Below are 26,724 nucleotides of genomic sequence, written 5' to 3' on the forward strand. Positions count from 1 at the left end.
TGAGGAGGCCTGACTAATGGCTGGTAAATTTAGTTTTAGTAATTTCTTTGGAATGAATGATGAAGACGACTATTTAGCTGAAAATCAAGCCAATGAATCAGTTGAAGAACAAGCAGCTACTCGGCCCAACAATATTGTGTCGATGCAAGGGGCGACTTCAGCCAAACTCAACAAAATTGTCTTATGTGAACCACGGATTTATTCCGATGCTAAAAAAGTGAGTAAAAACTTGCTAGAAAATAAAGCCGTGATTGTGAACTTCACGCGAATCAGTGCTGAACAAGCAACTCGGATTGTTGATTTTCTAACCGGGACCGTCTTTGCGGTCAATGGTGAAATTCAACGGGTTGGCGAACAGATTTTCTTATGTACGCCACCCAATTTTGAAATCGATGGAAATTTATCGGATATCGTTGACCAAAACGATTTCGATACTGAGGTGAATTAAGTGGTATCCTTTTTAATTCTGGTTTTAACACTTTTGTTATACGCTGTTAAAATCTATTTAGGTGTGATTGCGGTCTATTGTTTACTCACTTGGTTACCAGGTGGTATGCAATCAGGGCTAGGTCGCTTTTTAGCGCGACTGACAGAACCATTTCTAGGTATTTTTGATCGGGTATTACCATCAATCGCTGGGATTGGTTTTTCACCAATTGTTGCGGGGTTTGTGCTATATCTTGTCGAACGTGGCTTGGTCACAATCATGAATTTAATCATAATGGGGGCTTAATCGATGGCTGATCAGACAGATCTTTATCAACATTTTAGAAAGTCTGAAGCGCCGTTTGTTGCCCAAGTTTTGAGCTGGTTAAATCAAGCTGCAACTGAGTATCGACCGATTTTGACTGATTTTCTGGATCCACGGCAAGCGTATATTTTACAAAGTTTAGCCGGTGAAAACGGAGATTTAGCTGTTCATTTAGGTGGGGGTTACGTCGATGCTGAACGGCAACGAGCACTAATTGCACCCACGTATTTTGAACCGCAGGAATCTGATTTTGAATTACAATTATTTGAAATTCGCTATCCCGTTAAGTTTGCCCAACTGTCACACGGTAAAGTCTTAGGGACTTTGGTGAATGCGGGAATCGATCGCGACGTCTTCGGCGATATTATGACGGATGATGTGCATTGGCAATTTTTTGTCACGCAATCGATGGCTAGTTACGTTAATAATCAGATTACAAAAATTGGCCGGGTCACGGTTCGTTTGGAAGAATTGAATTATACGCAACTGATTGTGCCGAAGGATACGTGGCAATTTGAACAAACAACGGTTAGTTCTTTTAGATTAGATACCATTATTGCGTCGGTTTATAATTTATCACGACAACGCGCCAAGGAATTGGTTCAAGGTCATAAAGTTAAATTAAATTGGCAAGAATTTGATAAGCCAGATTTCGATTTAGCACTACTCGATATTGTGTCCGTTCGTGGTTTTGGCCGTATTCAACTCAAATCAATTGATGGACAAACGCGTAAAGAAAAATACCGAGTGACGTTGGGTATTTTACGGAAATAGTAGCAATTATTGGAAAGATGGAGGAATTTCAAAATGGTTTTAACACCTTTAGATATTCATAACAAAGAGTTTAATAATAAAATGCGTGGTTATAATCCTGATCAAGTCAATGACTTTTTAGATCAAGTGATTAAGGACTACGAAACAGTTTTGAAAGAAAACGATGCCTTAAAAGCTGATTTGAAATCAAGTGACGAAAAAGTGACTTATTTCAACGAATTAAAAGATGCTTTGAACCAATCAATTATTGTTGCGCAAGAAGCAGCGGATAAAGTTAAAGAAAACGCGAAACGCGAATCTGAAATTATCCAAACTGAATCTGAAAAGAACGCTAAATCAATGTTGGATGATGCGACCGAAAAATCAAATCACATCATTGAAGATGCGACTGAACGTGCCAAGCGGATTGCAATCGAAACCGATGATTTGAAGAAACAAACTCGGATCTTCAAACAAAGATTACAAGTGATGCTTGAATCACAATTGGAAGTTGTTAAGAGCCCTGAATGGACTGATTTGTTAGCTAAAGATGAATTGGCTGATCATCAAACTTTGTCTGAAGAAATTGATATTACTGAACTTGACAACAAGGGTGATAATCAAGTAAACTCTACAACAGAAGCAGTTAAGCCTTGGGGCGAAATAGCTGAAGATCAAGTTGAAACGACGCAAACGATTGTTTTCCCTGATGATGATAGTATGTCAGACTCTGAAGAAACTGAAGATGCTGAAGTAACGACTGATCAAGCTTACGACCCAATCGAATCATCAACTGATCAAGTTGATAACGACGAAAACAAGAACTAACAGATTAAATATCATGATAGCGAGCCAACGACTGGTGGAAGGTTGGTAATGCTCTATTTAATTATGGATCACCTTGTTGTTTTTTAGATGAAATGAGTAGTCTAGAACGAATGATGCCCGTTAAAGCATTTTTGAGGAGTGTTTTTAACGCTCAAAATTAGGTGGTACCACGAAGATTTCGTCCTATAGACGGAATCTTTTTTGTTTGGCAAAAAATAAGAGGAGTGATTTGATGCGTATTAAAGAAACATTAAACCTAGGCAAAACAGCTTTTCCAATGCGTGCCGGTTTACCTAACCGTGAAATCGATTGGCAAAAGGGTTGGGCGGATAATAATCTATACCAACAACGACAAAAATTAAATGAAGGCAAACCAACCTTTGTCTTGCATGATGGCCCCCCATTTGCGAACGGCAATATCCATATGGGTCACGCTTTAAATAAAACCAGTAAAGATATTATCGTGCGTTATAAATCAATGAACGGCTTCCGGTCACCATTTGTGCCCGGTTGGGATACGCATGGTCTACCCATCGAACAAGCTTTGGCTAAAAAGGGTATCAAGCGTAAGGAAATGAGCTTAGTTGACTATCGTAAATTGTGTTACGATTACGCGATGGAACAAGTTAACAAACAACGGCTTGATTTCAAACGTTTAGGCATTTCAGCTGATTGGGACAACCCATACATCACGTTGACGGCTGATTTTGAAGCTGAAGAAGTCCGTGTCTTCGGTGAAATGGCTAAAAAAGGTTATATCTATAAAGGTAAAAAACCGGTTTATTGGTCACCATCATCTGAATCAACTTTGGCAGAAGCTGAAATTGAATACAAAGATATCAAATCACCATCGATGTACGTCGCTTTTGACGTGGTTGACGGTAAAGATTTATTAGACACCGACACGAAATTTATTATCTGGACGACCACGCCTTGGACGATTCCAGCCAACTTAGGGATTGCGGTTAATCCAGCTTTTGATTACGTTCAAGTCCTAGCTGACGGTCAAAAATACGTCGTTGCTGCTGAACGTTTGAACCAAATGACTGAATTATTAGACTGGCAATCAGTTGAAACCTTGAAGACTTTCAAGGGGGCTGATATGGAACGCATGACGGCGCGCCATCCATTGTATGATCGTGAATCGTTAGTCATCCTCGGCAACCACGTTACTTTAGAAACCGGGACTGGTTTAGTGCATACCGCACCTGGTCACGGTGAAGATGATTATAATGCCGGAATGAAATACAAGTTGCCTGTTTTATCAGTTGTTGATAGCAAAGGGATCATGACCGAAGATGCGCCTGGTTTCGAAGGTGTTTATTACGATAAAGCTAATCCAATGGTGACTGAAGCGCTTGAAAAGAACGGTTCATTATTGAAATTAGACTTCTTTACGCATAGTTACCCTCATGATTGGCGGACTAAAAAGCCCGTTATCTTCCGGGCAACTGCGCAATGGTTTGCATCGATTGATGCCTTCCGTGATCAATTATTAAATGAAATCAATAAAGTCGCTTTCATGCCGGACTGGGGTAAAACACGTCTTTATAACATGATTCGTGATCGTGGCGATTGGGTGATTTCTCGTCAACGTGCTTGGGGTGTGCCATTACCAATCTTCTACGCTGAAGATGGGACGGCGATTATTACGCCTGAAACCAATGAACGTGTCGCACAATTGTTTGCTGAACACGGTTCAAATGTTTGGTTTGAATGGGATGCTAAAGACCTATTACCAGCTGGCTTTACCCATCCAGGTAGTCCCAATGGTGAATTCACTAAAGAAAAAGACATCATGGATGTTTGGTTCGATTCTGGTTCATCACATCAAGCTGTATTAGCTGCTCGCGACGAGTTAACTTATCCAGCTGATTTGGTCCTAGAAGGCTCTGATCAATATCGTGGGTGGTTTAACTCAAGTTTAATCACGAGTGTTGCCTTTAGCGGTCACGCACCATATAAAGCAGTCATTTCACAAGGCTTTGTTTTAGACGGTAACGGTCGTAAGATGAGTAAATCATTGGGTAATACAATTTTACCTGAGAAGATCATCAAACAAATGGGCGCCGATATTGTCCGCCTCTGGGTCGCGTCAGTTGATGCTAGCTCCGACGTGAAGGTCACGATGGAAAACTTCCAACAAGTCAGTGAAGCTTACCGTAAGATTCGTAATACGATGCGTTTCATGATTGCCAACACGAGTGATTTCAATCCAGAAGCCAATACAGTGGCTTATGATGCCTTGGGTTCAGTTGATCAATACCTATTAGTGCGTCTGAACAAAATTATTGCTGATTGTAAGGCCGCTTATGACGTTTACGATTTTGCAACGGTTTATAAGACGATTAACATGTTCTTAACGAACGAATTATCAGCATTCTATTTAGACTTTGCCAAGGATGTCGTTTATATCGACGGTGAAGATGATCCTAAACGTCGTAATATGCAAACGGTCTTCTATGCGGTCTTGGTCGCTTTAACGAAGTTATTGACACCAATCTTGCCACATACGGCTGAAGAAATCTGGAGCTACTTGAGTGAAGCTGAAGACTATGTTCAATTAGCTGAAATGCCAACGGTTGAACATTTTGCTGGCGAAGACGATTTATTGAAGACTTGGGCGGGCTTTATGACTATCAGAACGGACGTCTTAAAAGCCCTTGAAACGGCTCGGACGGATAAAGTGATTGGCAAATCATTGGAAGCCGCTGTGACGTTGTATCCCAATGCTGCTAATCAAGCATTGTTAGTCAATTTAGATGCGGATCTCAAACAATTATTGATTGTGTCACAATTAACCATTGCCGAAGAAACGGCACCTGAAACCGCTAGTCAATTTGATGGTTTAGCAGTCGTTGTTGCCCATGCAGAAGGTGACGTTTGTGATCGTTGTCGGATGATTAAGACCGATGTTGGTTCAAACGAGAAGTTACCAATGATGTGCGCGCGTTGTGCTGCGATTGTCGAAGCCAACTATCCAGAAGCACTCTCTGAAGGGTTAGAAAAATAAGCAAATAATTTTAAAAAGTATGTTCGCTCTAGAGAAGAGTGGCATACTTTTTTATTAGGCAAAGCTAACGATTACATGATGGCTAAATTAGGATTTGCTCATACTGATGTTCAAGATTGGCCTAGTTTGATAAGCTTGAATGAGTGCAAGAAAGGGTGGGTAAATGGTACAACCACAGGTGACAAAATATTATATGGGGATGGCGTTGATGACCGCGTTGAGTCGTCAACGAAAATCAAAATTAACGGTAACCGCATTTTTAAAAGAGGCTGAAATCTGTCGAACGACATTTTATAATCACTTTCCAGATGGGATATGTGGCTTATATCGGTGGCTGTTAGAGGATCGCGTTTTAAAAGAGGCGCGCGAAACCTTTGAAGTGGGACAGTGGCAAGCCGGCTGTCAGGTGATTATTGATTTTATTGCAAGCAATGCAACCGTCTGTTTAAATTTATACCGGTTCTCCGACGAAACGGAACGTCGGCGGTTCTTTAAACGATTTGCCATGGATATTTTGGACAGCTTCCTGTTGCAACACCGAGAACAATTAACCCAAACGGAACGCGATTGTTTTATTGATTTCTATAGCGACGCCCTGATTGGCCAGTTAGAACATTGGTTTGAATCAGGTTTGAAATTACCGAAGGAACAATTGAATGAACGTGTGACGTTTAATTTAGTGCACCTCCAACAGTTGTTAGCCGTTAATCAGTGAACAGTTTAGCCATTTTGTTCAGATTATAAACAGATTGATGAATTTGTCACTGGTTTATATCGGTAGGCTAGCTATACTAAGGGTGTACCATAAATTAGCAACAACCACACAAAAAGCCATCAGCGTAAGCGGATGGCTTTTTTGTGGCTAAAATGAAATTGCTTAATGTTATTTTAATCGACATTGATAAAGTAATCAGGGAAGACCGTTATTAATCGTTGTTGTTCTTCTAGCATTAAATGCAGATGATCGACGACTAATTTAGTGGCTAAGCGTGAATCCTGTGTTTCAATGGCTTTTAGGATTGCAGAATGTTGATCGATAAGGGTCTGCCATTTTAAATCACTAATCTTTAAACGGAGCCAGCGGAAACGAGTTAATTGGGTATTCAATATTTGTAGCCAATCCCAAACTTGCGTTTTATCGGTGGCTTCGTAGAAAGCACGGTGAAATTCATCATCCATCGCAAAAAAGTGAACGGCATCATTTTCTTGTAGATAATGTTGTTGCAATTGAATAATCTCAGTTAAACGTGTTACGACTGCCTCTGAATGGTGTTGTGTTGCTTCTTTGACGACCTCTTTTTCGATATTCTCACGAACAAACCGGGCATTTTTAGCGCTCACTAAATCAATTCGCGAAACATAGGTCCCACTTTGCGGAATTACTTCAATGAGCTTATCCTTTTTTAGATGAATTAAGGCTTCCCGGACGGGGGTTCTGCCCAGTTGAATGTCTGCAGTAATCATATTTTCAGATATTTTTTGGCCGGGGATATAGTCGGCCAATAATATTTTTTGAAGAATTAAATCATAAGCAGTTGTCTGCATGTTAGTGGTTGGAATATTTTGCATGGTTGTAATCCTCACTCTCAATACAATTGTACCCGTTTTCAAAAAAATGAGCAATTAGATAAAATATTTGTTGACAAAAAGATCGAGTAAGATATAATGAAAGCGTAAACAAACATACTAGTATATCAGTTTATCGGAAAGATTATTTTTTTGTCATTAATTGCTCACAATCGAACAATACAAAAAGGAGATTTCTTAATGAGTAAACCGAAACGAATTTACACCCCGAAGAAGGTTACAATTGGTCGTTCACTAGCATATGGATTAACAGATGTCATGGGCGGTGGTGCTTTTACAATTATTGGTGCATTTTTGCTTTATTTTTTTACAACATTTGCCGGTTTAACAGCAGTTGAAGGGGCTTCAATTATTGGGATAGCTAGAATTGTTGATGCAGTAACTAGTCTAGTGATGGGTAGTTTAACTGACAATTTTTATAAAACTAAACTTGGTAAACGATTTGGTCGGCGTCATTTTTGGCTTTTAATCGGGTCACCATTAATGCTCGTTTATGTATTAATGTGGGTGACTGGTATGAATTTTTGGTATTATTTAGTTGTTTATTTAATGTTTGAAATTATTGCGGCTTCAGTTTTAATTCCGTGGGAAACATTACCAACGGAAATGACCAGTGATTATAAAGATCGGACTAAAATGTCAACTTGTCGGATGTTCATTTCTGCAACAGGGACTTTCTTAGCAACTTTTGTACCTGGTCAAATTATTAATATGATGGGTGAACATAATGCGTATGCTTACTTTGTTAATGCACTTATATTTGCCGTTATATTTGCCGTTTGTATTATGACTGCTAACCTAGCTACTTGGGAACGTGAAATTACACCTGAGATGGAAGCAGAATTAGCCAAAGAACCTAAACTAAGTATGACGGGCACTTTAAAGAAACAATTGAAAGATTATTTTTCAACTTTAAAGATTAAAAGTTTTCGGAAACATTTATTAATTTATCTATTCTCATTTACTGGTAAAGATGTTTATAATACGATTTTCGTTTATTTTGGGGTTTCATGTTTAGGGATTTCAGCGACCAATTCAGCTAATATTTTGTCATTGTCAGTTATCGGTATCTTAGTAACCGTCATTGCAGGATTTTTAATGGTTAAAAAAGGACCTAAATTCTTATTTATTTCTGGTTATTCAATTATGTTTGTCATGTTGGCTGCGTTTTATGCCGTTTACAAGATTAAGCCAGATAATATTATGATGTGGTTGATCATTATTGGTTTAATCTATCAGGTTGGGCGAGCAACACTTGAATTTACACCATGGAATGTATTTCCATTTATTCCCGATTTAGATGAAATTGTGACAAAACAACATCGTGAAGGTATTTATGCCGCAGTGATGACATTCGTCCGTAAATCAACAGTTGCGGTTGCAACATTCGTTGTTGGGTTTGTTTTAGAATCCGGTGGTTATAAAGCGGGTCAAACAACTCAAAGCGTAGGGGCACAAGACACGATTGTCGGTATATTAATTCTAGGAACGGGTGGCTTAATTCTAATTGCGTTCTGTGTGGCGCTAACCTTTAAATTAAACCGAGAAACACATGATATTCTAGTGGATGAAATGAATCGTTTGAAAAACGGTGGTTCAAAACAAGATGTAACCCCGGAAGCTAAAGACGTTGTTGAAGAATTAACAGGATATGAGTACAGCCAAATCTGGGATGAAAACAACACAAAATAATGTCATTAGGAGTGAATTTTAATGGTTAAATTAACCGATAATTATAAAATTGAAAAACAAGCTTTCGAAGGAAGTCAGATCGCCGTTCCTGAGTATTCACAAAATGCGATCCAATTAGAAACTGAGAACGCACCAGTTTGGGTTCATTTTGGGGGTGGCAACTTATTCAGATGTTTTCATGCACAAATTGCCCAAGATTTATTGAATCAAGGTGCGATGACTAGTGGCGTGATTGTTGCCGAAACCTACGACGATGAAGTGATTAATCGCGTTTATCAACCGTTTAATAATCGAATTTTACAAGTGATTACAAAAGCGAATGGTGAGTTTGATAAAACACTATTAGCCAGTGTCGCAGAAAGCTATTTCTTTAATCCTAGCAATCAAGCTGATTGGGACGCGATGATGGCGGTTTTTGCTAAACCATCTTTACAATTTGCGACATTTTCGATTACTGAAAAGGGCTATAATCTCTGGCAAACGGGTGGGGCATTGTTACCGATGGTCGTGACCGATATCAAGAATGGTCCGGTAATGCCGCAAAATAATATGGCAGGTATAGCGTCATTGCTTTATCACCGCTTTAAAAATGGCGCCCAGCCAATCGCAATGGTGAGTACCGATAATTTCTCGCAAAATGGTGATCGGCTTAAGAAGAGTATTCTAACGATTGCTAAGGGGTGGCAGGCTGAAGGTTTAGTAGATACCGGATTTATCGATTACTTAAGCGATGCTAACCGAGTTAGTTTTCCATTATCGATGATTGATCGGATTACACCTAATCCAGCTGAGAATGTTGCTCAAACATTGCAGGCAGCCGGTTTTACGGATACCGAGATTGTGCATACCACTAAGCATACGAATATTGCGCCTTTTGGCAATACGGAAGAAACGCATTATTTAGTGATTGAAGATGCTTTTCCGAATGGTCGGCCAGATTTAACGAAGGCTGGCGTTTATCTCGTACCGCGAACAACGGTCAACGATGTTGATGAAATGAAAGTAACGACCTGTCTCAATCCGTTACATACGGCGCTCGCAATCATGGGTTGTCTGCTGGATTATCAATCGATCTCAAGTGAAATGCAAAATGAAGATTTGGTTCAACTCATTAAACAAATCGGTTATCAAGAAGGGTTACCGGTTGTTAAGGATCCTCAAATCATTAATCCAAAACAATTTATCGACGAAGTGGTCGGTGTACGTCTACCTAATCCGTTTATTCCAGATACACCGCAACGGATTGCAACGGATACTTCTCAAAAAATGGCCATTCGGTATGGCGTGACGTTACAACACTACTTGGATAATCCAACATTGACACCAACTGAATTGACGTTCATTCCTTTCACGATTGCGGCTTGGTGTCGTTACTTAGTCGGTGTTGATGATAACGGTAATGCTTTTGAATTAAGTTCAGATCCAATGCTGGGTGAATTACAGCCTCAGTTGGTTAATTTGAAATTAGGCACATTGTTCAATGTGCATTCAGCGCTAAAAGATATTTTAAGCAACGAAACAATCTTTGGTCTCGATTTATATCAGATTGGACTTGGTGATAAGATCGAGGGCTACTTCGTTAAGATGATGGGCAACAAAGGGGCCATCGCTAAAACGTTGCACGAATTAATTGAAAAGGAAGTTAACTAGCATGCAAAAGATGGGTTTTAGATGGTATGGGTCAAACGATGATCCAATTCAATTACAAGATATTAAACAAATTCCAGGAACAACTCAAGTCGTAGGGGCACTCTTTGATATTCCAGTCGGGGAGGTTTGGCCTAAAGTTAAAATAGCGGCATTAAAACAGCAAGTCGAAGCTGCTGGATTAAACTTAGAGGTTATCGAATCAGTTAATATTCATGACGATATCAAGATTGGATTACCGAGTCGTGATCAATATATTGAGAATTATAAAGAAACGATTCGCAATTTAGCTGAATATGGCATTAAAGTCATTTGTTATAATTTTATGCCGATTTTTGACTGGGTCCGGACTGACTTAGCCTTTAAATTGCCGGATGGCTCAACCGACTTAGCGTTTGAACATCAATACGTCGAAGGTGATCCTGAAGAAATTATTAAATCAGTTGAAAAAAATTCAAATGGTTATGTCTTACCTGGTTGGGAACCAGAACGCTTGTCGACAGTTAAAAATTTATTCGCCGCTTATCAAAATGTCGATGAGCAAAAATTAGCGGATAATTTAAATTATTTTTTGAACGCCATTTTACCAACCTGTGAAGCAGTCGGCATTAAGATGGCGATTCACCCGGATGATCCACCACGGCCTTTGTTCGGATTACCCCGGATTATGAAAAATCGGGATGATATGTTGCGGATTGAAAAAATGTATGACAGTCCGAATAACGGTTTTACACTCTGTACTGGGTCTTTAGGTGAAAATCCCATCAATGATGTACCGGCCATTATTCGTGAATTTGTGGGGCGGAATAAAGTGCCATTTGTGCACGCGCGTAACATTAAGTTTATGGAAAATGGTGATTTCCACGAATCAGCGCACTTATCAAGTGAAGGTTCGTTAGATATGTATGAAATTATGAAGGCGTTACACGATGCTCATTTTGACGGTTATATTCGTCCGGATCATGGTCGAATGATTTGGGGTGAAACTGGCCGTCCTGGTTATGGGTTATATGATCGGGCTTTGGGGATTACTTATTTGAATGGTTTGTGGGAAGCAATTGACAAAGAAAGGTAAATTCTTCGCTGTAATTATAGAGTAAGAATTGTTTGTATAACAGTGATTTATAGTTTATCTTTTTGGTAAGATGAATTATATAAAAATAACCGTTGAATCTTAAATTACAGATTCAACGGTTATTTTTATATATATTAATTAACGATTTAATCCCTGTTTGATTTCTTCGAATCTTGCGTGGTAAGCTTTCGCATTTTCTTTAACTTGGGCGAAATCACCTTTTTCAGCGGGTCCGACTAAGTTGCCACCGGCACCGACAACGACAACGCCTTTATCGAACCAATCAGACATGTTTTCAAGGTTGACACCGCCAGTTGGCATGATGTTAACTTGTGGGAAGGGTGCTTTAACGGCTGAGATGAAGCCTTGACCAACAACACTGCCGGGGAAGACTTTAACAATTTCTGAACCGTAAGTCATGGCTGTTTGGATTTCAGTAATCGTCATGCAACCAGGCATGTATGGAATTTGATAGAGATTACATAGTAAAGCAACTTCTTTATTAAAGGAAGGGCTGACGATAAATTCAGCACCGGCCATGATGGCAATGCGGGCGGTCGTTGGTTCGAGAACCGTTCCAGCACCGATACAAACGCCAGCGTCGTCTTGATATTGGGCCTTTAGTTCAGCGATGATTTGGTCGGCTTGTGGGGCTGTGAATGTTAATTCAATCCCTTTGACGCCACCTTCGATACAAGCTTCGGCTGCTTTAAAAGCTTCTTCCTTAGAAGCGCCACGAACGACTGCGACGACCCCTGTATCTAAGACTTTTTGTAAAATTGACATTTTTTGCAAAATAATCACTCCAATTTCCATATAATAAATTTACTTTTATATAAAGAAACTATATAATAGTTATATTATAGCGCTTTCTTTATATAAAACCAAGTGGGAGATCGATAAAAATGACGGATAATAAAAGCTATGGGACTGTTCTGATTCGGGCTAAAATTATTTTAGATTATTTGATGGAACAGCATTCAGGGCAGACTTTAAAGGAAATCAGTGAGGGCCTATCGAGTACTAAATCGACAACTCTCAAGATTCTAAATACGATGTGCGAATTGAATTTAGCTTGGCGTGACGAGAATGATAAACGGTATTATTTGGGTTCTGAGTTAATTGGTTATGGTCAAAAAGCCCTATCGGAGTTTGATATTCGGAGTATCGCGATTCCATTTTTAACTGAATTACGAGATATCACGGGTGAAACGGTTCATCTAGGGATTGAGGCTGGTAATACGGTGGTCTTTTTGGATAAGTTAGAGAGTCCGCGGAGTGTCAATCTGAAGTCTAAAATCGGTGGTAAATTGAATCTGTATAGTTCTGCGATGGGGAAAGCGTTTATGGCCGAGATGTCACCGGAGAAACTGCAGGCTTATTTTGAAACGGCTGACTTACAACCTTTGACGACCCATACAATTGTTGATCAATCCGTGTTACAAACCCAAATTGAACAAGTTAAGCAAGATGGGTATTCGATTGATGATCGGGAAAATGAAGAAGAAGTCTTTTGTGTGGGCTGCATTTTAAAGAAACATGATCAGGTTTTTGGCGCATTTAGTGTTAGTACGCCAGAATATCGTATTGATGAGGCGACTAAGTTAAAGACGATTGAATTGGCGTTAGCGTATAAAGCTAAAATTGAACAGCGACTATAAAAAAAGCGATTTTGTCGGTCATCATCGACAAAATCGCTTTTTTTAGTTTATTGATGTTCTGATATTTTTGAAAGGCTGGTAAATAGTTTGTTCATATCGGTATCTTTAAAATAACTGAATTGATTAGATTCCAATTCGTTGAACTGTGTAATTAAATAGTACGATTGTAAAAAGAGTGTTAGGTGATCCTTAGCAATTCGCTGGTTATCATCTGAAGTGGATTGGAAATTATTGATAACGGAATAGGCAAATTTTTCTGGATCGATTTTCATTTTTTCTGGTTGATTACTCATGACTTAACCTCGCTTTATTTTAGATAGGATTGCATTTCACAAATGAGTAGTAGGAAAGGTCCGACACCTTTGTGATCGTTAGTGACGATTGGTTCGCTCATATAATAGGCGAATGAACCATCACGCTTGTTAGGACCGCCAAGACCGCCGACGTGGGCGATTTTATTGACGTTGACGTTATTCTGATTCGTCACGCTAATGAATTCTTTAAGCGCATTGTCGTAACCGGTCATTAAGAAGGGGCGCCAATCATCTTTACTAATATAGTTTAAACGAATTGCTTTTGCAATCGCCGTTAAAATCATTAGACTTCCAGATGATTCTAGATAGTTCATCGGACGATCTGCTTCATCCGTAATTTGATACCATAAATGCGTCTTTTGATCCGCGACGGCTTTTAACGCCGCTAGTAAATCATTTAAGTGTTTCAAGATGGTTGTTCGTTGGGAATCCGTTTCAGGGATGTATTCCAAAACATCGACCATCGACATGACGAACCAACCAATACTACGCGTCCAAAAATGGGGCGAATGACCGGTTTCTGGATTAGCCCAAGGCTGAATCTTTTTGGCGTCGTAGGCGTGGTAACAGAGGCCGCTCTGAGCATCGAGTGTCACGTTATAAGCTGATATAAATTGATGAGCAACATCTTCAAAACCAATCTCGGGTTTAAATTGTGCGAGATACCGGCCATAAAAGACCGATCCCATGTATAAACCGTCTAGCCAAACTTGGTTAGGATAGATTTTTTTGTGCCAAAAAGTACCTTCAGGGGTACGTGGTTGTGCTAATAGTTGTTGATAGAGTTGGTCAGCCGCTAATTTGTACTTCTGATCATGGGTTTCTGCGAACAAGTCTAACAGAATTTTACCATTGTTGATGTGGTCTAAATTAAATTCATCAAAATGATAACCATCAATATGACCCGCATCATCAAGATAGGCATCGATATTGGATTTGATATAATCTAAATATTTTTGTTCGCCGGTTTTTAAAAAGATTTGATAGACACCAGATAACATGAGGCCATCTTCATATTCCCATTTATGGGCTAAATTCATATTAGGTTCACGATTCAGCATCGTATCACCAGCGAGGTGTAGCCAATCAGTTTGTTGATTCCCGTACGTTTGATACATATTGATTCCTCCTAATGTGCAATTGGATCTTGATGGTCTTCAACTTTTTCGTGATAACCAACGGTATTGTTACCAAAACATTCTTCGTATTTAAAGCCCGTTAATTCTTCAACGACACTTCTAGTTCTTGGTGTCACATCAGTCATTTTACCACCTGCGTGAATCCGATCTAATTCATCTAAAATAATTTTATGGGTTTCATGATTAAGTTGCATTTTGTGTGATGAGTAGATGCCTAAAAGCGCTAAGCCACAGACCCCAATTAATAACACACCTAAGATTGCGTGAACAGCCGATGTTGGTTGTACGGTTGCACCTTCTTTAAAACCAAATTGAGAAAGAACGATCCCTAAAATGAAGACGATAGTGGCCCGGATTAGTTTACCGGCCATGGTCATTGCGCCGGAGTAAACCCCTTCACGGCGCCGATTTGTAACGACTTCATCAACATCAGCTAGGAAAGTATAAACTGTCCATGGAATGTAGTAAACACCACCGGTCCCAATTCCGAAAATAGCAGTAATTCCGACGACAAGCCAAGTTAAGTGTGGAATATGCAAGAAATAAACAAGTGAATATGAAATTACCGATAAAATAACGACCATTAAAGCAGCACTGAATGGCTTCGTGAAGCCTTTCTTAGCACATATTACGATGAAAATGGCGGTTGAAATTAGTTGTAAGATACTACTCATACTATTCATTTCAGAAACGAAAGTGGAAGGGCGTTGTAAAACAAAGACGATGAAATAGGTAAAGGTTGCGGTGAAGAGCCATTCAGCACCGAATCCAAAGAGATACATGCCCATATGATGACGGAAAGTTTTAATTCTAAACGTTGATAGGATATCTGTAAATAATTTCTTAATGGCTTCCCAAACGTTTTTAACGTGTTCAGTTGTGACTTCAGAAGCTGATTTTTCCCAAGAATTGAAATACAGGAAGGTTAAAGCAGCGACCATAATCACGCAGTAAACGGTTCCGGTTGCTAAGAAAGAATAAGGTGAGTTCTTGCCTAAGAGACCAAAGAAAATCCCAGGTAGTGCTGCGCCTAAAAAGTTAGCCACTTTACCGAACATTGCTTTATAACCGGTTAAATAAGTCCGTTCGTCAAAATCGGAAGTCATTTCAACGGCCAATGTTTCGTAAGGAATCATCACCATTGTATAAGTCATTTCGAAGCAGACGTAAGTTAATAAATAATAGAAGAAGTCCATGCCGGTTACCCAGAGTGCGGGGTAAATTAGCATTAATGGAATGCCTAGAAGGATAAAGAAACGACGACGACCAAATCGTTTACCCAGTTTTGTTTGGTAGAAGCCATCAGTGATAAAGCCCATTAATGGATTTAAAATAACATCGAGATAAGTTGCGATTGAAAAAATAAGGGAGGCTTTGATGACGGAAAGCCCACAAAAAGTGGTATAGAAGAATAATAGCCAAGCACCTGAAATTGCTAAAGCACCACTGCCGAGTAGATTACCACTACCATAGGCTAGTCTCGTCAATAAGGTGATTTTTCGTTTTTTAACCATAAATTAACACACTCCATTCGCATAATATGTTAGCGCTAACATTAACAACATAGAATATACCACTTTAATAAAACGCTTACAACCTAAAGTTAATAAATTCACAATTATTTTGATGATACGCTGCTAGAATTTGTTCGATGTCTGGGGATTTAGCCGTTTCCAAAAAATAATTTAATTCTGGATTCATTTCGTCGAGTTTTGTGAAGAGATAGGCCGTATCTAAGGCCCCTTTGCCAAATGGCACGACGATTAATTGATGATTAATGATTTGGAAATCCTTCAGATGACAGGCAATAATTGAAGGACCGTAATTAATGATTGCTTGATCAATCAATATCTGTTGGTCAAGATAGTTATCGATTGTTAATAAGTTAACAGGGTCAAAGATGATTTTTAAATGATCTTGGTCTGAAACTTGGTCGATGAGTTGTTTGACGAGCTGATTATTGTACAAGGGATGATTGACGCCAGGTTCGATGGCCACCGTCGCGTTTATTTGATGTGCATAATCGACCAATTCAGTCACTGATTCAATGACTTTTTGAAAGGCGGACTGGGTGAAATTCTGAACGGTATAACCCGCTGGACTAACACTACCGGTTTCGGTTGCAACGACACTGCCGGGAAACAGGTGCGCGATGGCCAAATATTGTTTGAATAAAGCGAGATTAGTGAGTCGCTTTTGATCATTTGAATCGATGATATTAAGATAACAGCCCAATATGGGGACCGTGATGTGGTTAGTTGTCAGTTGATCGGCAATCAGTTGTACCTCGTTTGCCGGTAGTTGACCATGATTAAATAATGCTGGGAAAGATTTTGATAAGGCTAATTGGATGGTTGAAACATCGAGTTGTTTAAGGGTTGTAATCAGTGGCTCAATAGCGTGTGCTTCCAAATCGTGAGCGCGAATACCAAGTTTTTTCAAAAATAATACCTCCAGATATTGACTTATTGTGAAAAAATGTTTTAATGATGTTAGCGCTAACATCATAAAGGAGTGTATCTCATGTCTCAGATTAAATCAATAGTTGATTATGGTGCAGATCCAACGGGCAAAACGTCCTCAACTGTGGCGATTCAAAATTGTCTGTTAGCGATTCAAAAAGAAGGCGGTGGTCATTTATTAATTCCGACAGGCCATTACATAACGGGTTCACTGCAGCTGTGTAGTAATCTCGTGTTCGAAATTAGTGCTGGTGCAACGCTGTGTTTTATTGCAGATACTGCAGAGTATCCAGTGATCACTGCTAGGTGGGAAGGGGCTGATACAGCCGTTTATCAGGCGTGTTTATATGGCACGCATCTGCGAAACTTGACCATTAAAGGACAAGGGACGATTGATGGCAGTGGTCAGTATTGGTGGGACCGATTTAACCAACAGCAATTAGCCTATTCGCGGCCTTATCTCATTTCAATCGAATATTCAGATAATATTGTGATTCAAGATGTTAAAGTCATGAATTCGCCAAGTTGGACGATTCATCCAATGGCGTCTAGTCGCATTCTAATTCAAAATGTATTACTTGAGAATCCATCTGATTCACCGAATACAGACGGCATTAACCCCGAATCATGTCAAAATGTTAGAATTGAAAATTGTATCTTCAATGTTGGCGATGATTGTATCGCAATTAAGGCGGGAACTGAAGCGGCTAAGGAACAACGCCCCTGTGAGGATATCATCATCAGTAACTGCACGATGAATCACGGCCATGGCGGTGTCGTCATTGGTAGTGAGATGAGTGGCGATATCCGGCGGGTATTAATTTCAAATTGTATCTTCAACGACACTGATCGGGGGATTCGAATGAAAACCCGGCGTGGTCGGGGTGGGACGATTAGTGATATCGTGGTTAACGATATATTAATGACCAACGTAATTTGTCCGATTGTGATTAATTCATATTATTTCTGCGGACCAGGTGGTCAATATAGTCGTGTTGCGGATAAAAAGGCGTTACCGGTTGATTCAGGCACACCATTTTTCAAGAATATCGCGATTAGTAATATTACGGCCCATAATACACGTGCCTGTGCGCTCTTTATTTACGGATTACCAGAAGCCCCGATTGATCATTTGAAATTAACGAATATCGAGATCGATTTGGCGCATGATCAACAAGCACCAGTTGCGCCAGCCATGTTTCAAGATGCTATCGAAATGGCGTCAGAGAAGATGTTTTTAGTCAATACAACGCACACGCGGATTGATAACGTTCATATTGATGACGACGATCGGCAGTTATTTTTTAAAGAGGCCAATAATCAGGCACTAAAATTAGCAATTAAAGATAGTTAAAATGACCATTATTTGCTATTGTTAGAGGGTGCAATAATGATAGTAAAGTGAAGTGACAATAGATGGTAACAGTTAGTGATATTGCAAAAATAGCGGGCGTCTCTGCAACAACGGTGTCGCGGGCTTTTAATCCCGAAAGTGTCATCAAACCGGAAACGAGAGCGCAAATTATTAAGATTGCCAATGATTTGAATTACATCCCTAATTTTAATGCGCGCAGTTTGGTCACGCGTAAAAGTTACATCATTGGCGTCTTTTTCACATCGATGTATCAAGGGACTTCGTCGATTTATTTAGGGGACATTATTAGTCAACTCTACCAAGAATTGCCCAAGAATTATTTATTGTCGGTCAACAGTATCGATCGATTAACTGAGATGGGTAATGGGATTGAACGTCGCTTTGATGGAATCCTAATCGTTAGTCAATCGAGTGTTGATAATGAATTGATCTACCGGATTAAAATGGCTGACATTCCTTTGGTGGTGATTAACCGGTATATTGAAGATCCTGAAATCGTCAATGTCATGAGTGACGAAGCGCCTAGTATTAACGAAGCCGTTAAGTTGGCGGTCGCTGATCAACACCGAAATTTTGGGATTATTAATGGGATTGAGAGTTTTAATTCCAGTGTGCAACGCCGAGATGCTTTCTTAAAAGCGTTGGCGCAGTTTTCAACTGATATTCAGCATACAATTGAAGTTACCGGTGATTACACGATTCAAAGTGGTTATGCGAGCATGCGCCAGATTCTAGAAATGCCGAAGTCAACGCGACCATCATTTGTTTTTTGTGCCAATGATGATATGGCAATCGGGGCGATTAATGCTTGTAACGAAGCTCAGATTACGGTGCCTGATGAGATGGCGATTATGGGTTATGATGATGTGCCGTATGCGAGTGTGATTACACCAGGATTGACGACCGTGCATAATCCGTATAAAGAAATGAGCACCCAAGGCATTCAATTATTATTGCAACTGATTAATGGTAAGACTGTTCAACCTAAGAAGTACAGCAGTCAAGCGCAGCTAGTCATTCGGAAATCAACCGCTAAATAAGGGACACCAAAGACTTTTTGGTGTCAGATAAAATGTTAACGATAACATAATAAAAAATCGTTATTAACGATAAGGAGAATAGTGAAATGAAAAAAATTAATCAAGTCGTAACGGATTACGAAAAGTATCCGACGAAGGTCATTCAATTTGGTGAAGGGAACTTCTTACGGGCGTTTGTCGATTGGCAAATTCATCAAATGAATCAAAAAGGTCTTTTTAAAGGGGGCATTAAGATTGTTCAACCTTTGGAACGCGGCATGGGTGAGATGCTTAAAGCCCAAGATAACCTTTATACCGTATTATTAGAAGGTATTCTGGATGGTCAAAAGGTCCAATCAAACGAGGTGATTACGGAAATCAACGATGTCCTAAATCCTTATGAAGATTACGCGGCTTATCTGAAGTTAGCCGAAGAAGACAGCATCGAATTTATTTTTTCGAACACGACCGAAGCCGGGATTGCGTTTGATGAACAGGATCAAATGAACGATCAAACGCCTAAATCGTATCCCGCTAAATTGACAGCGCTCTTATACCGACGTTTTGAATTAAAAAAACCGGGCTTTCAAATTATTCCCTGTGAATTAATTAATCATAATGGCGCACAATTAAAAGACTGTATTCTCCAATATGCAACCTTGTGGCAATTAGGCGCTGAGTTTATTGATTGGATTAACAACGAAAATGATTTTTATGCCACTTTGGTGGATCGAATTGTTCCCGGGTATCCTAAAGATCGCGCCACTGAACTGTGTCAGCAATTTGGTTACGAAGATCAATTAATTGTCAAAGCGGAACCCTTCTTAATCTTTGTGATTGAAGGAAATCCTAAATTAGCCGAATTATTACCATTGAAAGCAGCCGGCATCAACGCAGTTTTCACAACCAATATGCAACCGTACCGCGAACGAAAGGTCCGTTTATTGAACGGCCCACATACGACCATGGCGCCAATCGCCCGTCTTGCTGGAATTGAAACGGTGGGACAAGTCATGAATGACGGCGACTTCTCAAAGTTTGTGAATGATGAAATGTATCAAGAAATTATGCCCGTGATTGATTTGCCTGATGCTGAATTAGCAGCTTACGCTGAAGCGGTTAAGGAACGTTTTTCAAATCCGTTCGTGAAACATGAACTCCAATCAATTGCGTTAAACAGTGTCTCTAAGTTTAAAGCGCGTCTTTTACCAACATTAGTTCAGTTTGAAGCCCAAGAACACCGGTTGCCACGGCGAATTGTGCTCGCATTGGCGGCCCTGTTAGTCACTTATGGGGATTATCCAGAGATTGACGTTCAACCAATCGATATGCCTGACGTGATGGCTGATTTAAAAGCCATCGGACAAAAAGCAGATTACGTTGAACAAGCGCTACAGGATACCCAATTATGGGGTCAAGATTTAACCCAAATTAAGGGCTTAGTGACGGCCGTTGAAGCAGATGTGCAATGCTTATTAACGCAAGGGGCGCGGCAATCAGTTCAAATGATTAATCAGGAAGCAACGGAGGCTTAAAAATGAATGCTTATATTATATTAAATGCGTTGGACAACGTTGCGGTTGCGTTACAAGATATTATGACCGGGACCGAATTTGAGATTCACAATCAAATCGTTAAGGTGACCAGTGATATTAAACGAGGGCACAAATTTGCCATCATGCCAATTGGTTTAAATCAAGATGTGATTAAATATGGTTTCCCAATTGGGCACGCCACGGCAGCGATTCAAACGGGGGAATGGGTGCATGTCCATAATTTGGCCACTAATTTAAACAGTAAGTTGGACTACCAATACGAACCCAGATCGATTCAAAATCATTATCAAGCGGGGGATCAACGGACGTTTATGGGCTATCGGCGGTCGACCGGTAAAATTGGGATTCGCAATAATCTCTACATCATTCCGACCGTGGGTTGCATTAATCCCTTATTAGATATTGTCGTGCAACAATTCAAGGCATTGCATCCCGACAATGGTTCCTTTGATGACGTGATTTTATTAAAACATCCCTATGGTTGTTCGCAACTAGGCGATGATTTTGAAATGACCCGTCGGATATTGGTCGATGCTGCGACGCAACCAAACGCCGGTGGGGTTCTGGTCTTTGGATTAGGTTGTGAAAACAATCAAATGGCCGGCATGAAGGCAGCGATTGAAGCTTATCAACCAATTGATGAGCAACGGATGAAATTCCTCGTGTCTCAAGAAGTGAAAGATGAACTCGGGGATGCGCTCGATTATATGGAAGAATTGAATGAAGCGGCTAAAGATGATCAACGCGTCGAATGTCCCTTGAGTGAGCTAAAGGTTGGCCTGAAATGCGGCGGCTCTGATGGTCTTTCCGGCGTCACCGCTAATCCGTTATTGGGTCGGTTATCTGATTTCGTTGTGGCTCAAGGGGGTTCGACCGTCTTAACTGAAGTACCAGAGATGTTTGGGGCCGAAAGTATCTTGATGTCTCGAGCGAAAGATGAAGCAACTTTTGATAAAACAGTCGCTTTAATCAATAATTTTAAAGATTATTTCGAATCTTATCATCAACCAATTTATGAAAATCCCTCACCTGGTAATAAAGAAGGTGGGATTTCAACCTTGGAAGATAAATCATTGGGTTGTACCCAAAAGTCAGGGACTTCAGCTGTTTGCGACGTTTTAAATTATGGGGATAAGATTAAGCACAGTGGTTTAACCATGTTACAAGCCCCCGGTAATGATTTAGTCTCTTCGTCGGCGTTAGCGTCAGCGGATTGCCAGATGGTCTTATTCACGACTGGCCGCGGGACACCGTTCGCTACCTACGTGCCAACCGTTAAAGTCGCTTCTAATTCGTATATTGCTGATAAGAAACAACGCTGGATTGATTTTGATGCGGGACAGTTGATGACGAAATCAATGGACGAATTAGCGGATGAGTTTATCCAATTTATTATCGACACGGCGAGTGGCCGCAAAACGAATAACGAAAAATACGGAATTCACGGGATTGCCATTTTTAAAAATGGTGTGACTGAATAATAAACAGGGAGCGATTGATAATGTTTTTAGATCAAGATTATTTATTAACAACGGATATGGCCAAAAAATTGTTCCATAATCATGCTGAAAAGATGCCGATTATTGATTATCATTGCCATTTAAATCCGGCTGAAATCTATGAAAATCAAAACTTTAAAGATTTAACGGATGCTTGGCTAACGGATGGCCACCATTACGGGGACCACTATAAATGGCGGTTGATGCGGGCAATGGGCGTCCCCGAAAGATTGATTACGGGTGATGGTGAACCGTACGATAAATTTTTAGCTTGGGCCGATACGATTGAACACGCGGTTGGCAATCCGTTATATGAATGGACGCATCTCGAATTAAAACGTTTCTTTGGGATTGATACGATTCTAACGGTTAATTCAGCACCGCAGATTTGGGCCAAAGCCAATCAATTACTCGCGACGGATGCGTTTAAGAAACGCAATTTAATTAAGAAATTCAACGTTAAAGCGGTTTGCACAACGGATGATCCGATTGATGATTTGCATTATCATGAATTATTAAAGGCGCAAGAAGCTGACAACGGCTTTAAAGTGATTCCAGCATTTCGGCCGGATAAAATTTTGAACATCGAGCAAGCAACCTTTGCCGGGTATGTTGATCAATTGGCGACGGTTAGTGGGGTGCCGATTAATGATTTTGCGGCGATTTTAACCGCTTTAGCACAACGGATTGATTATTTCCACCAACACGGCAGTCGCTTGTCAGATCACGCGTTAGATTTAGTTGATTATGCGGAAGCTTCCGCAACTGAGTTGAATCAAATTGTTGCAAAAGCGCGGACCGGTGCGATGTTGATGCCGTTAGAAATTGCCCAGTATAAGACAGCGTTGATCGAAGGTTTAATGCGTATCTATCATCAAAAAAATTGGACCATGCAATTCCACATGCACGCTTTTCGCAATTTGAACACGGATATGTTTAATCAAATTGGGGCCGATACAGGTTTTGATGCGATGACCGATCAAAAAGTTGGTTCCGCAATTGCCAGCCTCTTCAAGAAAATGGCATCTGAAGATGCGATTCCGAAGACGATTATGTATTCTCTAAATCCCAATGATTGGTTGCCATTGTTGACGATTATGGGGTGCTATCAAAAGGACGTTAAGCAAAAAATTCAATTAGGTGGGGCTTGGTGGTTTAACGATACCCGAACGGGGATGCGTCAACAATTAACCCAATTCGCTGAACAAAGTTTATTACCTAATTTTGTCGGCATGTTGACCGATTCACGCAGCTTTTTATCCTATCCGCGCCACGAATATTTCCGGCGAGTATTATGTGAATTGCTAGGTGAATGGGTCGAACGGGGCCAATTACCGAATGACGAAGCGCAATTAGGCAAGATCGTTGAAGATATCAGTTACAATAATGCCCATGATTATTTCGGCTTCTTCGACTAATTCAAACAAGCTGTCACTCGATGATCAAATTTGAATATTTAGTCCAAAAAGGCCTATCCTGTTCGGGATAGGCCTTTTTATAGTATGCTTTCGTATCAGTTAGTTAGAAACCATCATAGGCTTGCTTACGGGTTTCTGTGGGCAGTTCATGGTAGTTCTTTTTATATTCTTTGTAGAAATAATTTTTGTTACTATAGCCAATTTCATTGATGATTTCATCAATTGAACGTCGAGTAGAACTGATCAGTAGATGGGCTTTTAATAGTTTCTGTTTGTTTAATAATTCGGTAAAAGTAAAATGCGTTTCGGATTTGATCAGGTTGCTCAAATAGTTTTTATTATAATTCAATTGTTCAGCCAGGCTAGCGAGTGACAGGTGGGCATAGTCGGTTTCAATCAGCTTGAAAATCTGATTCAACAACGGATTTTGAGAATGTTCGTCGTGATTCAGCATGTCTGGTTGATAGTTGCGCATCAATTCCGTTAATAAAATCGTCAAATAGTGACTGATGATGATATCGGAGAAGTCTTCTGGGAAGTAATATTCAGAAAGCAATTGTTCCAAAACGGTCACAATTTTAGAATTATTAGCTTGAAAAAGTAGAAATTGACTGTGTTTAGATTGTTGATTATTGATGAGGAAATTAAAAAGCAAACTACGGTTCGATTTGGTTTGTTCCAACCAATTCAAATTAATATTTTGATTTTGGAAAAGGATATTGATGAGGATATCATCAGGTCCCAACGCTTTAATGGCGTGTTCGCTGCCGATATCCATCAATAAAATATCGTGTTGCTTCAAGACAATTTCATGGCCATCGATAATCTGCGTACAGCTGCCCGAATACATATAATTGAGCTCCAGAAATTCGTGAGAATGGTCTGGATAGGGGGCATAACGATGGTGTTTACTGATATAGATATCTTTATTGGTAAAGAAATACTGACTTTTAAATTTAAGTTTGGCATCGGGGGTTGTTTCGAAAACCGGTAGATCTGGCACAAACTGATGCGCTTGTTTTTGTTGTGTTTCGATTGGGGTTTCCTGTCTTAAAAAACGATCTAATGAATCTAACATACTGAATTGAGCCCTCCCTCGGAGATGATAGTCGTTGAGCGCTAATGAAAGAGCACCCAACTGGCATTATACGCCAATTGGGTGCTCTTTAGGAACTTAAGTCCGATTACTGTTGTTCTTGTTGATTAATTTCTTTTAATTTAGCATCAACATCGTTAATGGTCTTTTTATTCAAAGGATAGAAGAAGGCCAAGACGAGCGCTGCTAATAATAAGAGGATTGCTGGTAATAAGTTAGCTAGGGCGTAGATGCGATTTTCAACAGCGATGCTTTGGCTAATCCCACCAGTTGTTGATGATTGATAACCAATCATTTGGAGCATGAATCCGCCAATCCCACCGGCTAAAGCTTGACCGACTTTCCGAGCAAAGGAATTGACACCATAAACCGTGCCATCTTCGCGATAACCACTGACGAATTGGTGATAATCAATGACGTCGGTGATAAAGGCCCAGACCATCAGGTTAAATAATGAATAACCGAGCGTTGCAACGAACATGAAGACAAGGTAAACCCAAGCATTGTGGATGTGTAAGAAATACATGATTAGATAGAGAATCGATGAGAAAATCAAGGTCACAACACTGGCTTCTTTTTTACCGAAACGTTTAATCAACCATGTAGCAAATGGTGCGAGTAGGATAACAGTTCCGTAAGTAAAGAGCAACGCGATAGACATCGCTTGTTTATTATGGAAATAATCGTTAAAGAGGTAAGTCGTCGTTGTACCAGATAGAATCTGATTGATGACGATGAATAGATCAACGACAACTAATGAGAGTAGGGCCTTGTTGGTAAACATCCCTTTCAATAAAGCTTTAGCACTGACTTTTTCTTGTTTCTGAATTTGAACCCGTTCAGTGGTTAGCTTGTAAGTGACGTTGTAAGCTAAGAAAGCTAATAAGGCACACACAATGGCAATGATGAAGAACCGCATGCTAGAAACGACTTGACGGCCATCAGCTGCCCGTGAATACATGAAGATTGGAATTAAGAAACCGGTTGAAGCCCCCCCGATAGCGGAACCGAGACTCCGGAAAGTCGATAATGAAGCGCGATGATCCGGGTCAGAACTGATGGCAGAAGCCATTGAACCGTAAGGAATATTGATAGTTGAAAGAAAAATACCATAAACTAGATAAGTAACGAAGATGTAAGCAATTTTTAAGGCCATTGGGAATGAACTAACAAATGGCAAGAAAATCACAACGGTAATGAGACAGAAAGGATATTTCATCCGACGAATCCAAGGGCGGAACCGACCTTGTGGCGTTAGCGGCGCAACATCGGCCATCCGACCAACGGTGATGTCGGCGAAGGCATCAATGATACGGGCGGTTAGGAATAAAATCCCAACAACGCCACCGGCAATTCCGAGAACGTTGGTATAATAAATCATTAAGAAACTATTCACAAGTCCGAGTATAAAACAATTGCCTAAATCTCCGAACATATAACCAATCTTATCGCGTAGTCCAAAAGGTTGTGCGTCCGTTTGAACGGCTTTATGCGTAACGTTTGTATCTGGTATGCTTGCTTTCATAATGGCATCTCCTAATCAATTTTTAAATTAAATAATGATAGCAATTAATCTACGAAAACGGGTAACCGCTTACAAGATAATTAAAACGCAAATTGGTTAGTTGGCGCAATCTATTTTATTATGGTGATTTGTATCACTTATACATGTTGGTTGTTAACGACGTTATTTTTTCAAAATTGGGGAATTGCAAGCCAGAATGGTTACAATTTTACGGTAATTAGTATACACTCTTACAGGTAATTAAACGGTTTGATTTTTGAATCGGTTATTTTTTGGTACAGTAACATTAAATGATTTTAACGATGGAAGGAAGG

Annotated in this window: 23 protein-coding genes and 1 other annotated feature; of the genes, 15 read left to right on the forward strand and 8 right to left on the reverse strand. The window is 40.0% G+C overall.

The window, feature by feature from the left end:
- Nucleotides 1-16: 16 nt before the first annotated feature.
- From LFUMFP_RS04495 to LFUMFP_RS04520, 6 genes are all read left to right on the forward strand, one after another.
- Entirely contained in the window at nt 17-448 is a 432-nt protein-coding gene (locus LFUMFP_RS04495; RefSeq protein WP_025082541.1) for a cell division protein SepF, read from the forward strand.
- Nucleotides 449-733: a YggT family protein gene (locus LFUMFP_RS04500; RefSeq protein ID WP_025082542.1), complete on the forward strand. Its 285-nt coding sequence runs from the start codon at nt 449-451 to the stop codon at nt 731-733.
- Nucleotides 734-736: 3 nt separating this feature from the next.
- Entirely contained in the window at nt 737-1,525 is a 789-nt protein-coding gene (locus LFUMFP_RS04505) for a YlmH family RNA-binding protein (RefSeq protein ID WP_025082543.1), read from the forward strand.
- 33 nt (nt 1,526-1,558) lie between these two features.
- Nucleotides 1,559-2,332 carry a DivIVA domain-containing protein gene (locus LFUMFP_RS04510; protein ID WP_025082544.1) on the forward strand — a complete coding sequence of 258 codons (774 nt, stop codon included), beginning with the start codon at nt 1,559-1,561 and terminating at the stop codon, nt 2,330-2,332.
- Nucleotides 2,310-2,521: a binding site (T-box leader), on the forward strand. (Overlaps the previous gene by 23 nt.)
- A 43-nt stretch (nt 2,522-2,564) precedes the next feature.
- Nucleotides 2,565-5,345 carry an isoleucine--tRNA ligase gene (gene ileS / locus LFUMFP_RS04515; RefSeq protein ID WP_106483121.1) on the forward strand — a complete coding sequence of 927 codons (2,781 nt, stop codon included), beginning with the start codon at nt 2,565-2,567 and terminating at the stop codon, nt 5,343-5,345.
- 163 nt (nt 5,346-5,508) lie between these two features.
- Nucleotides 5,509-6,060, forward strand: coding sequence for a TetR-like C-terminal domain-containing protein (locus LFUMFP_RS04520; protein ID WP_025082546.1), 552 nt, complete (start codon nt 5,509-5,511; stop codon nt 6,058-6,060).
- Between the two features lie 173 nt (nt 6,061-6,233).
- On the opposite strand, the gene LFUMFP_RS04525 is transcribed toward LFUMFP_RS04520, so the two are convergent.
- Nucleotides 6,234-6,914, reverse strand: a complete 681-nt coding sequence (locus LFUMFP_RS04525) for a GntR family transcriptional regulator (RefSeq protein ID WP_106483122.1) — start codon at nt 6,912-6,914, stop codon at nt 6,234-6,236.
- 198 nt (nt 6,915-7,112) lie between these two features.
- On the opposite strand from LFUMFP_RS04525, the gene LFUMFP_RS04530 reads away from it, so the two are divergent.
- Genes LFUMFP_RS04530 through uxuA form a run of 3 tightly spaced genes read left to right on the forward strand, consistent with a single transcriptional unit; the run spans nt 7,113 to nt 11,346 of the window.
- Nucleotides 7,113-8,624: an MFS transporter gene (locus LFUMFP_RS04530; RefSeq protein ID WP_106483123.1), complete on the forward strand. Its 1,512-nt coding sequence runs from the start codon at nt 7,113-7,115 to the stop codon at nt 8,622-8,624.
- Nucleotides 8,625-8,645: 21 nt separating this feature from the next.
- Complete coding sequence (locus tag LFUMFP_RS04535; protein WP_106483124.1) at nt 8,646-10,274, forward strand: mannitol dehydrogenase family protein; 1,629 nt, start codon at nt 8,646-8,648, stop codon at nt 10,272-10,274.
- A 1-nt stretch (nt 10,275) separates the two neighbouring features.
- The gene (gene uxuA / locus LFUMFP_RS04540; RefSeq protein WP_106483125.1) at nt 10,276-11,346 is read left to right on the forward strand and encodes a mannonate dehydratase; all 1,071 of its coding nucleotides are present in this window, start codon (nt 10,276-10,278) and stop codon (nt 11,344-11,346) included.
- 138 nt (nt 11,347-11,484) lie between these two features.
- Here uxuA and LFUMFP_RS04545 read toward each other — a convergent pair whose 3' ends face one another.
- Nucleotides 11,485-12,141, reverse strand: coding sequence for a bifunctional 4-hydroxy-2-oxoglutarate aldolase/2-dehydro-3-deoxy-phosphogluconate aldolase (locus LFUMFP_RS04545; RefSeq protein ID WP_106483126.1), 657 nt, complete (start codon nt 12,139-12,141; stop codon nt 11,485-11,487).
- 110 nt (nt 12,142-12,251) lie between these two features.
- On the opposite strand from LFUMFP_RS04545, the gene LFUMFP_RS04550 reads away from it, so the two are divergent.
- A complete protein-coding gene (locus LFUMFP_RS04550) occupies nt 12,252-13,007 on the forward strand; it encodes an IclR family transcriptional regulator (protein WP_106483127.1) in 756 nt (251 codons plus the stop codon).
- Nucleotides 13,008-13,054: 47 nt separating this feature from the next.
- Here the strand turns inward: LFUMFP_RS04550 and LFUMFP_RS04555 are convergent, their stop codons facing one another.
- The 4 genes from LFUMFP_RS04555 to LFUMFP_RS04570 form a co-directional block, all read right to left on the reverse strand.
- Complete coding sequence (locus LFUMFP_RS04555) at nt 13,055-13,300, reverse strand: hypothetical protein (protein ID WP_106483128.1); 246 nt, start codon at nt 13,298-13,300, stop codon at nt 13,055-13,057.
- 14 nt (nt 13,301-13,314) lie between these two features.
- Nucleotides 13,315-14,439 carry a glycoside hydrolase family 88/105 protein gene (locus LFUMFP_RS04560; protein WP_106483129.1) on the reverse strand — a complete coding sequence of 375 codons (1,125 nt, stop codon included), beginning with the start codon at nt 14,437-14,439 and terminating at the stop codon, nt 13,315-13,317.
- 11 nt (nt 14,440-14,450) lie between these two features.
- Entirely contained in the window at nt 14,451-15,974 is a 1,524-nt protein-coding gene (locus tag LFUMFP_RS04565; RefSeq protein WP_106483130.1) for an MFS transporter, read from the reverse strand.
- 76 nt (nt 15,975-16,050) lie between these two features.
- Nucleotides 16,051-16,902, reverse strand: coding sequence for a sugar phosphate isomerase/epimerase family protein (locus LFUMFP_RS04570; protein ID WP_158697722.1), 852 nt, complete (start codon nt 16,900-16,902; stop codon nt 16,051-16,053).
- A gap of 81 nt (nt 16,903-16,983) precedes the next feature.
- Here LFUMFP_RS04570 and LFUMFP_RS04575 point away from each other — a divergent pair, with 81 nt between their 5' ends.
- The 5 genes from LFUMFP_RS04575 (at nt 16,984) to uxaC (ending at nt 23,789) form a co-directional block, all read left to right on the forward strand.
- Nucleotides 16,984-18,276: a glycoside hydrolase family 28 protein gene (locus LFUMFP_RS04575; protein ID WP_106483132.1), complete on the forward strand. Its 1,293-nt coding sequence runs from the start codon at nt 16,984-16,986 to the stop codon at nt 18,274-18,276.
- Nucleotides 18,277-18,338: 62 nt separating this feature from the next.
- On the forward strand, nt 18,339-19,337 hold the full coding sequence (locus LFUMFP_RS04580) for a LacI family DNA-binding transcriptional regulator (RefSeq protein WP_106483133.1): 999 nt from the start codon (nt 18,339-18,341) through the stop codon (nt 19,335-19,337).
- An 86-nt stretch (nt 19,338-19,423) separates the two neighbouring features.
- Entirely contained in the window at nt 19,424-20,851 is a 1,428-nt protein-coding gene (locus LFUMFP_RS04585; protein ID WP_106483134.1) for a tagaturonate reductase, read from the forward strand.
- A 2-nt stretch (nt 20,852-20,853) separates the two neighbouring features.
- Entirely contained in the window at nt 20,854-22,353 is a 1,500-nt protein-coding gene (locus LFUMFP_RS04590; protein WP_106483135.1) for a UxaA family hydrolase, read from the forward strand.
- A gap of 17 nt (nt 22,354-22,370) precedes the next feature.
- Nucleotides 22,371-23,789: a glucuronate isomerase gene (gene uxaC / locus LFUMFP_RS04595; RefSeq protein WP_199190595.1), complete on the forward strand. Its 1,419-nt coding sequence runs from the start codon at nt 22,371-22,373 to the stop codon at nt 23,787-23,789.
- Between the two features lie 103 nt (nt 23,790-23,892).
- Here the strand turns inward: uxaC and LFUMFP_RS04600 are convergent, their stop codons facing one another.
- Nucleotides 23,893-24,867, reverse strand: a complete 975-nt coding sequence (locus LFUMFP_RS04600) for a helix-turn-helix domain-containing protein (RefSeq protein WP_106483137.1) — start codon at nt 24,865-24,867, stop codon at nt 23,893-23,895.
- A gap of 106 nt (nt 24,868-24,973) precedes the next feature.
- Nucleotides 24,974-26,410 (reverse strand): MFS transporter, encoded by a 1,437-nt coding sequence (locus tag LFUMFP_RS04605; protein WP_233210622.1) that lies wholly within the window; start codon nt 26,408-26,410, stop codon nt 24,974-24,976.
- Between the last annotated feature and the right edge of the window lie 314 nt (nt 26,411-26,724).

The sequence above is a fragment of the Latilactobacillus fuchuensis genome, from assembly GCF_900258455.1.
Lineage (GTDB): Bacteria > Bacillota > Bacilli > Lactobacillales > Lactobacillaceae > Latilactobacillus > Latilactobacillus fuchuensis.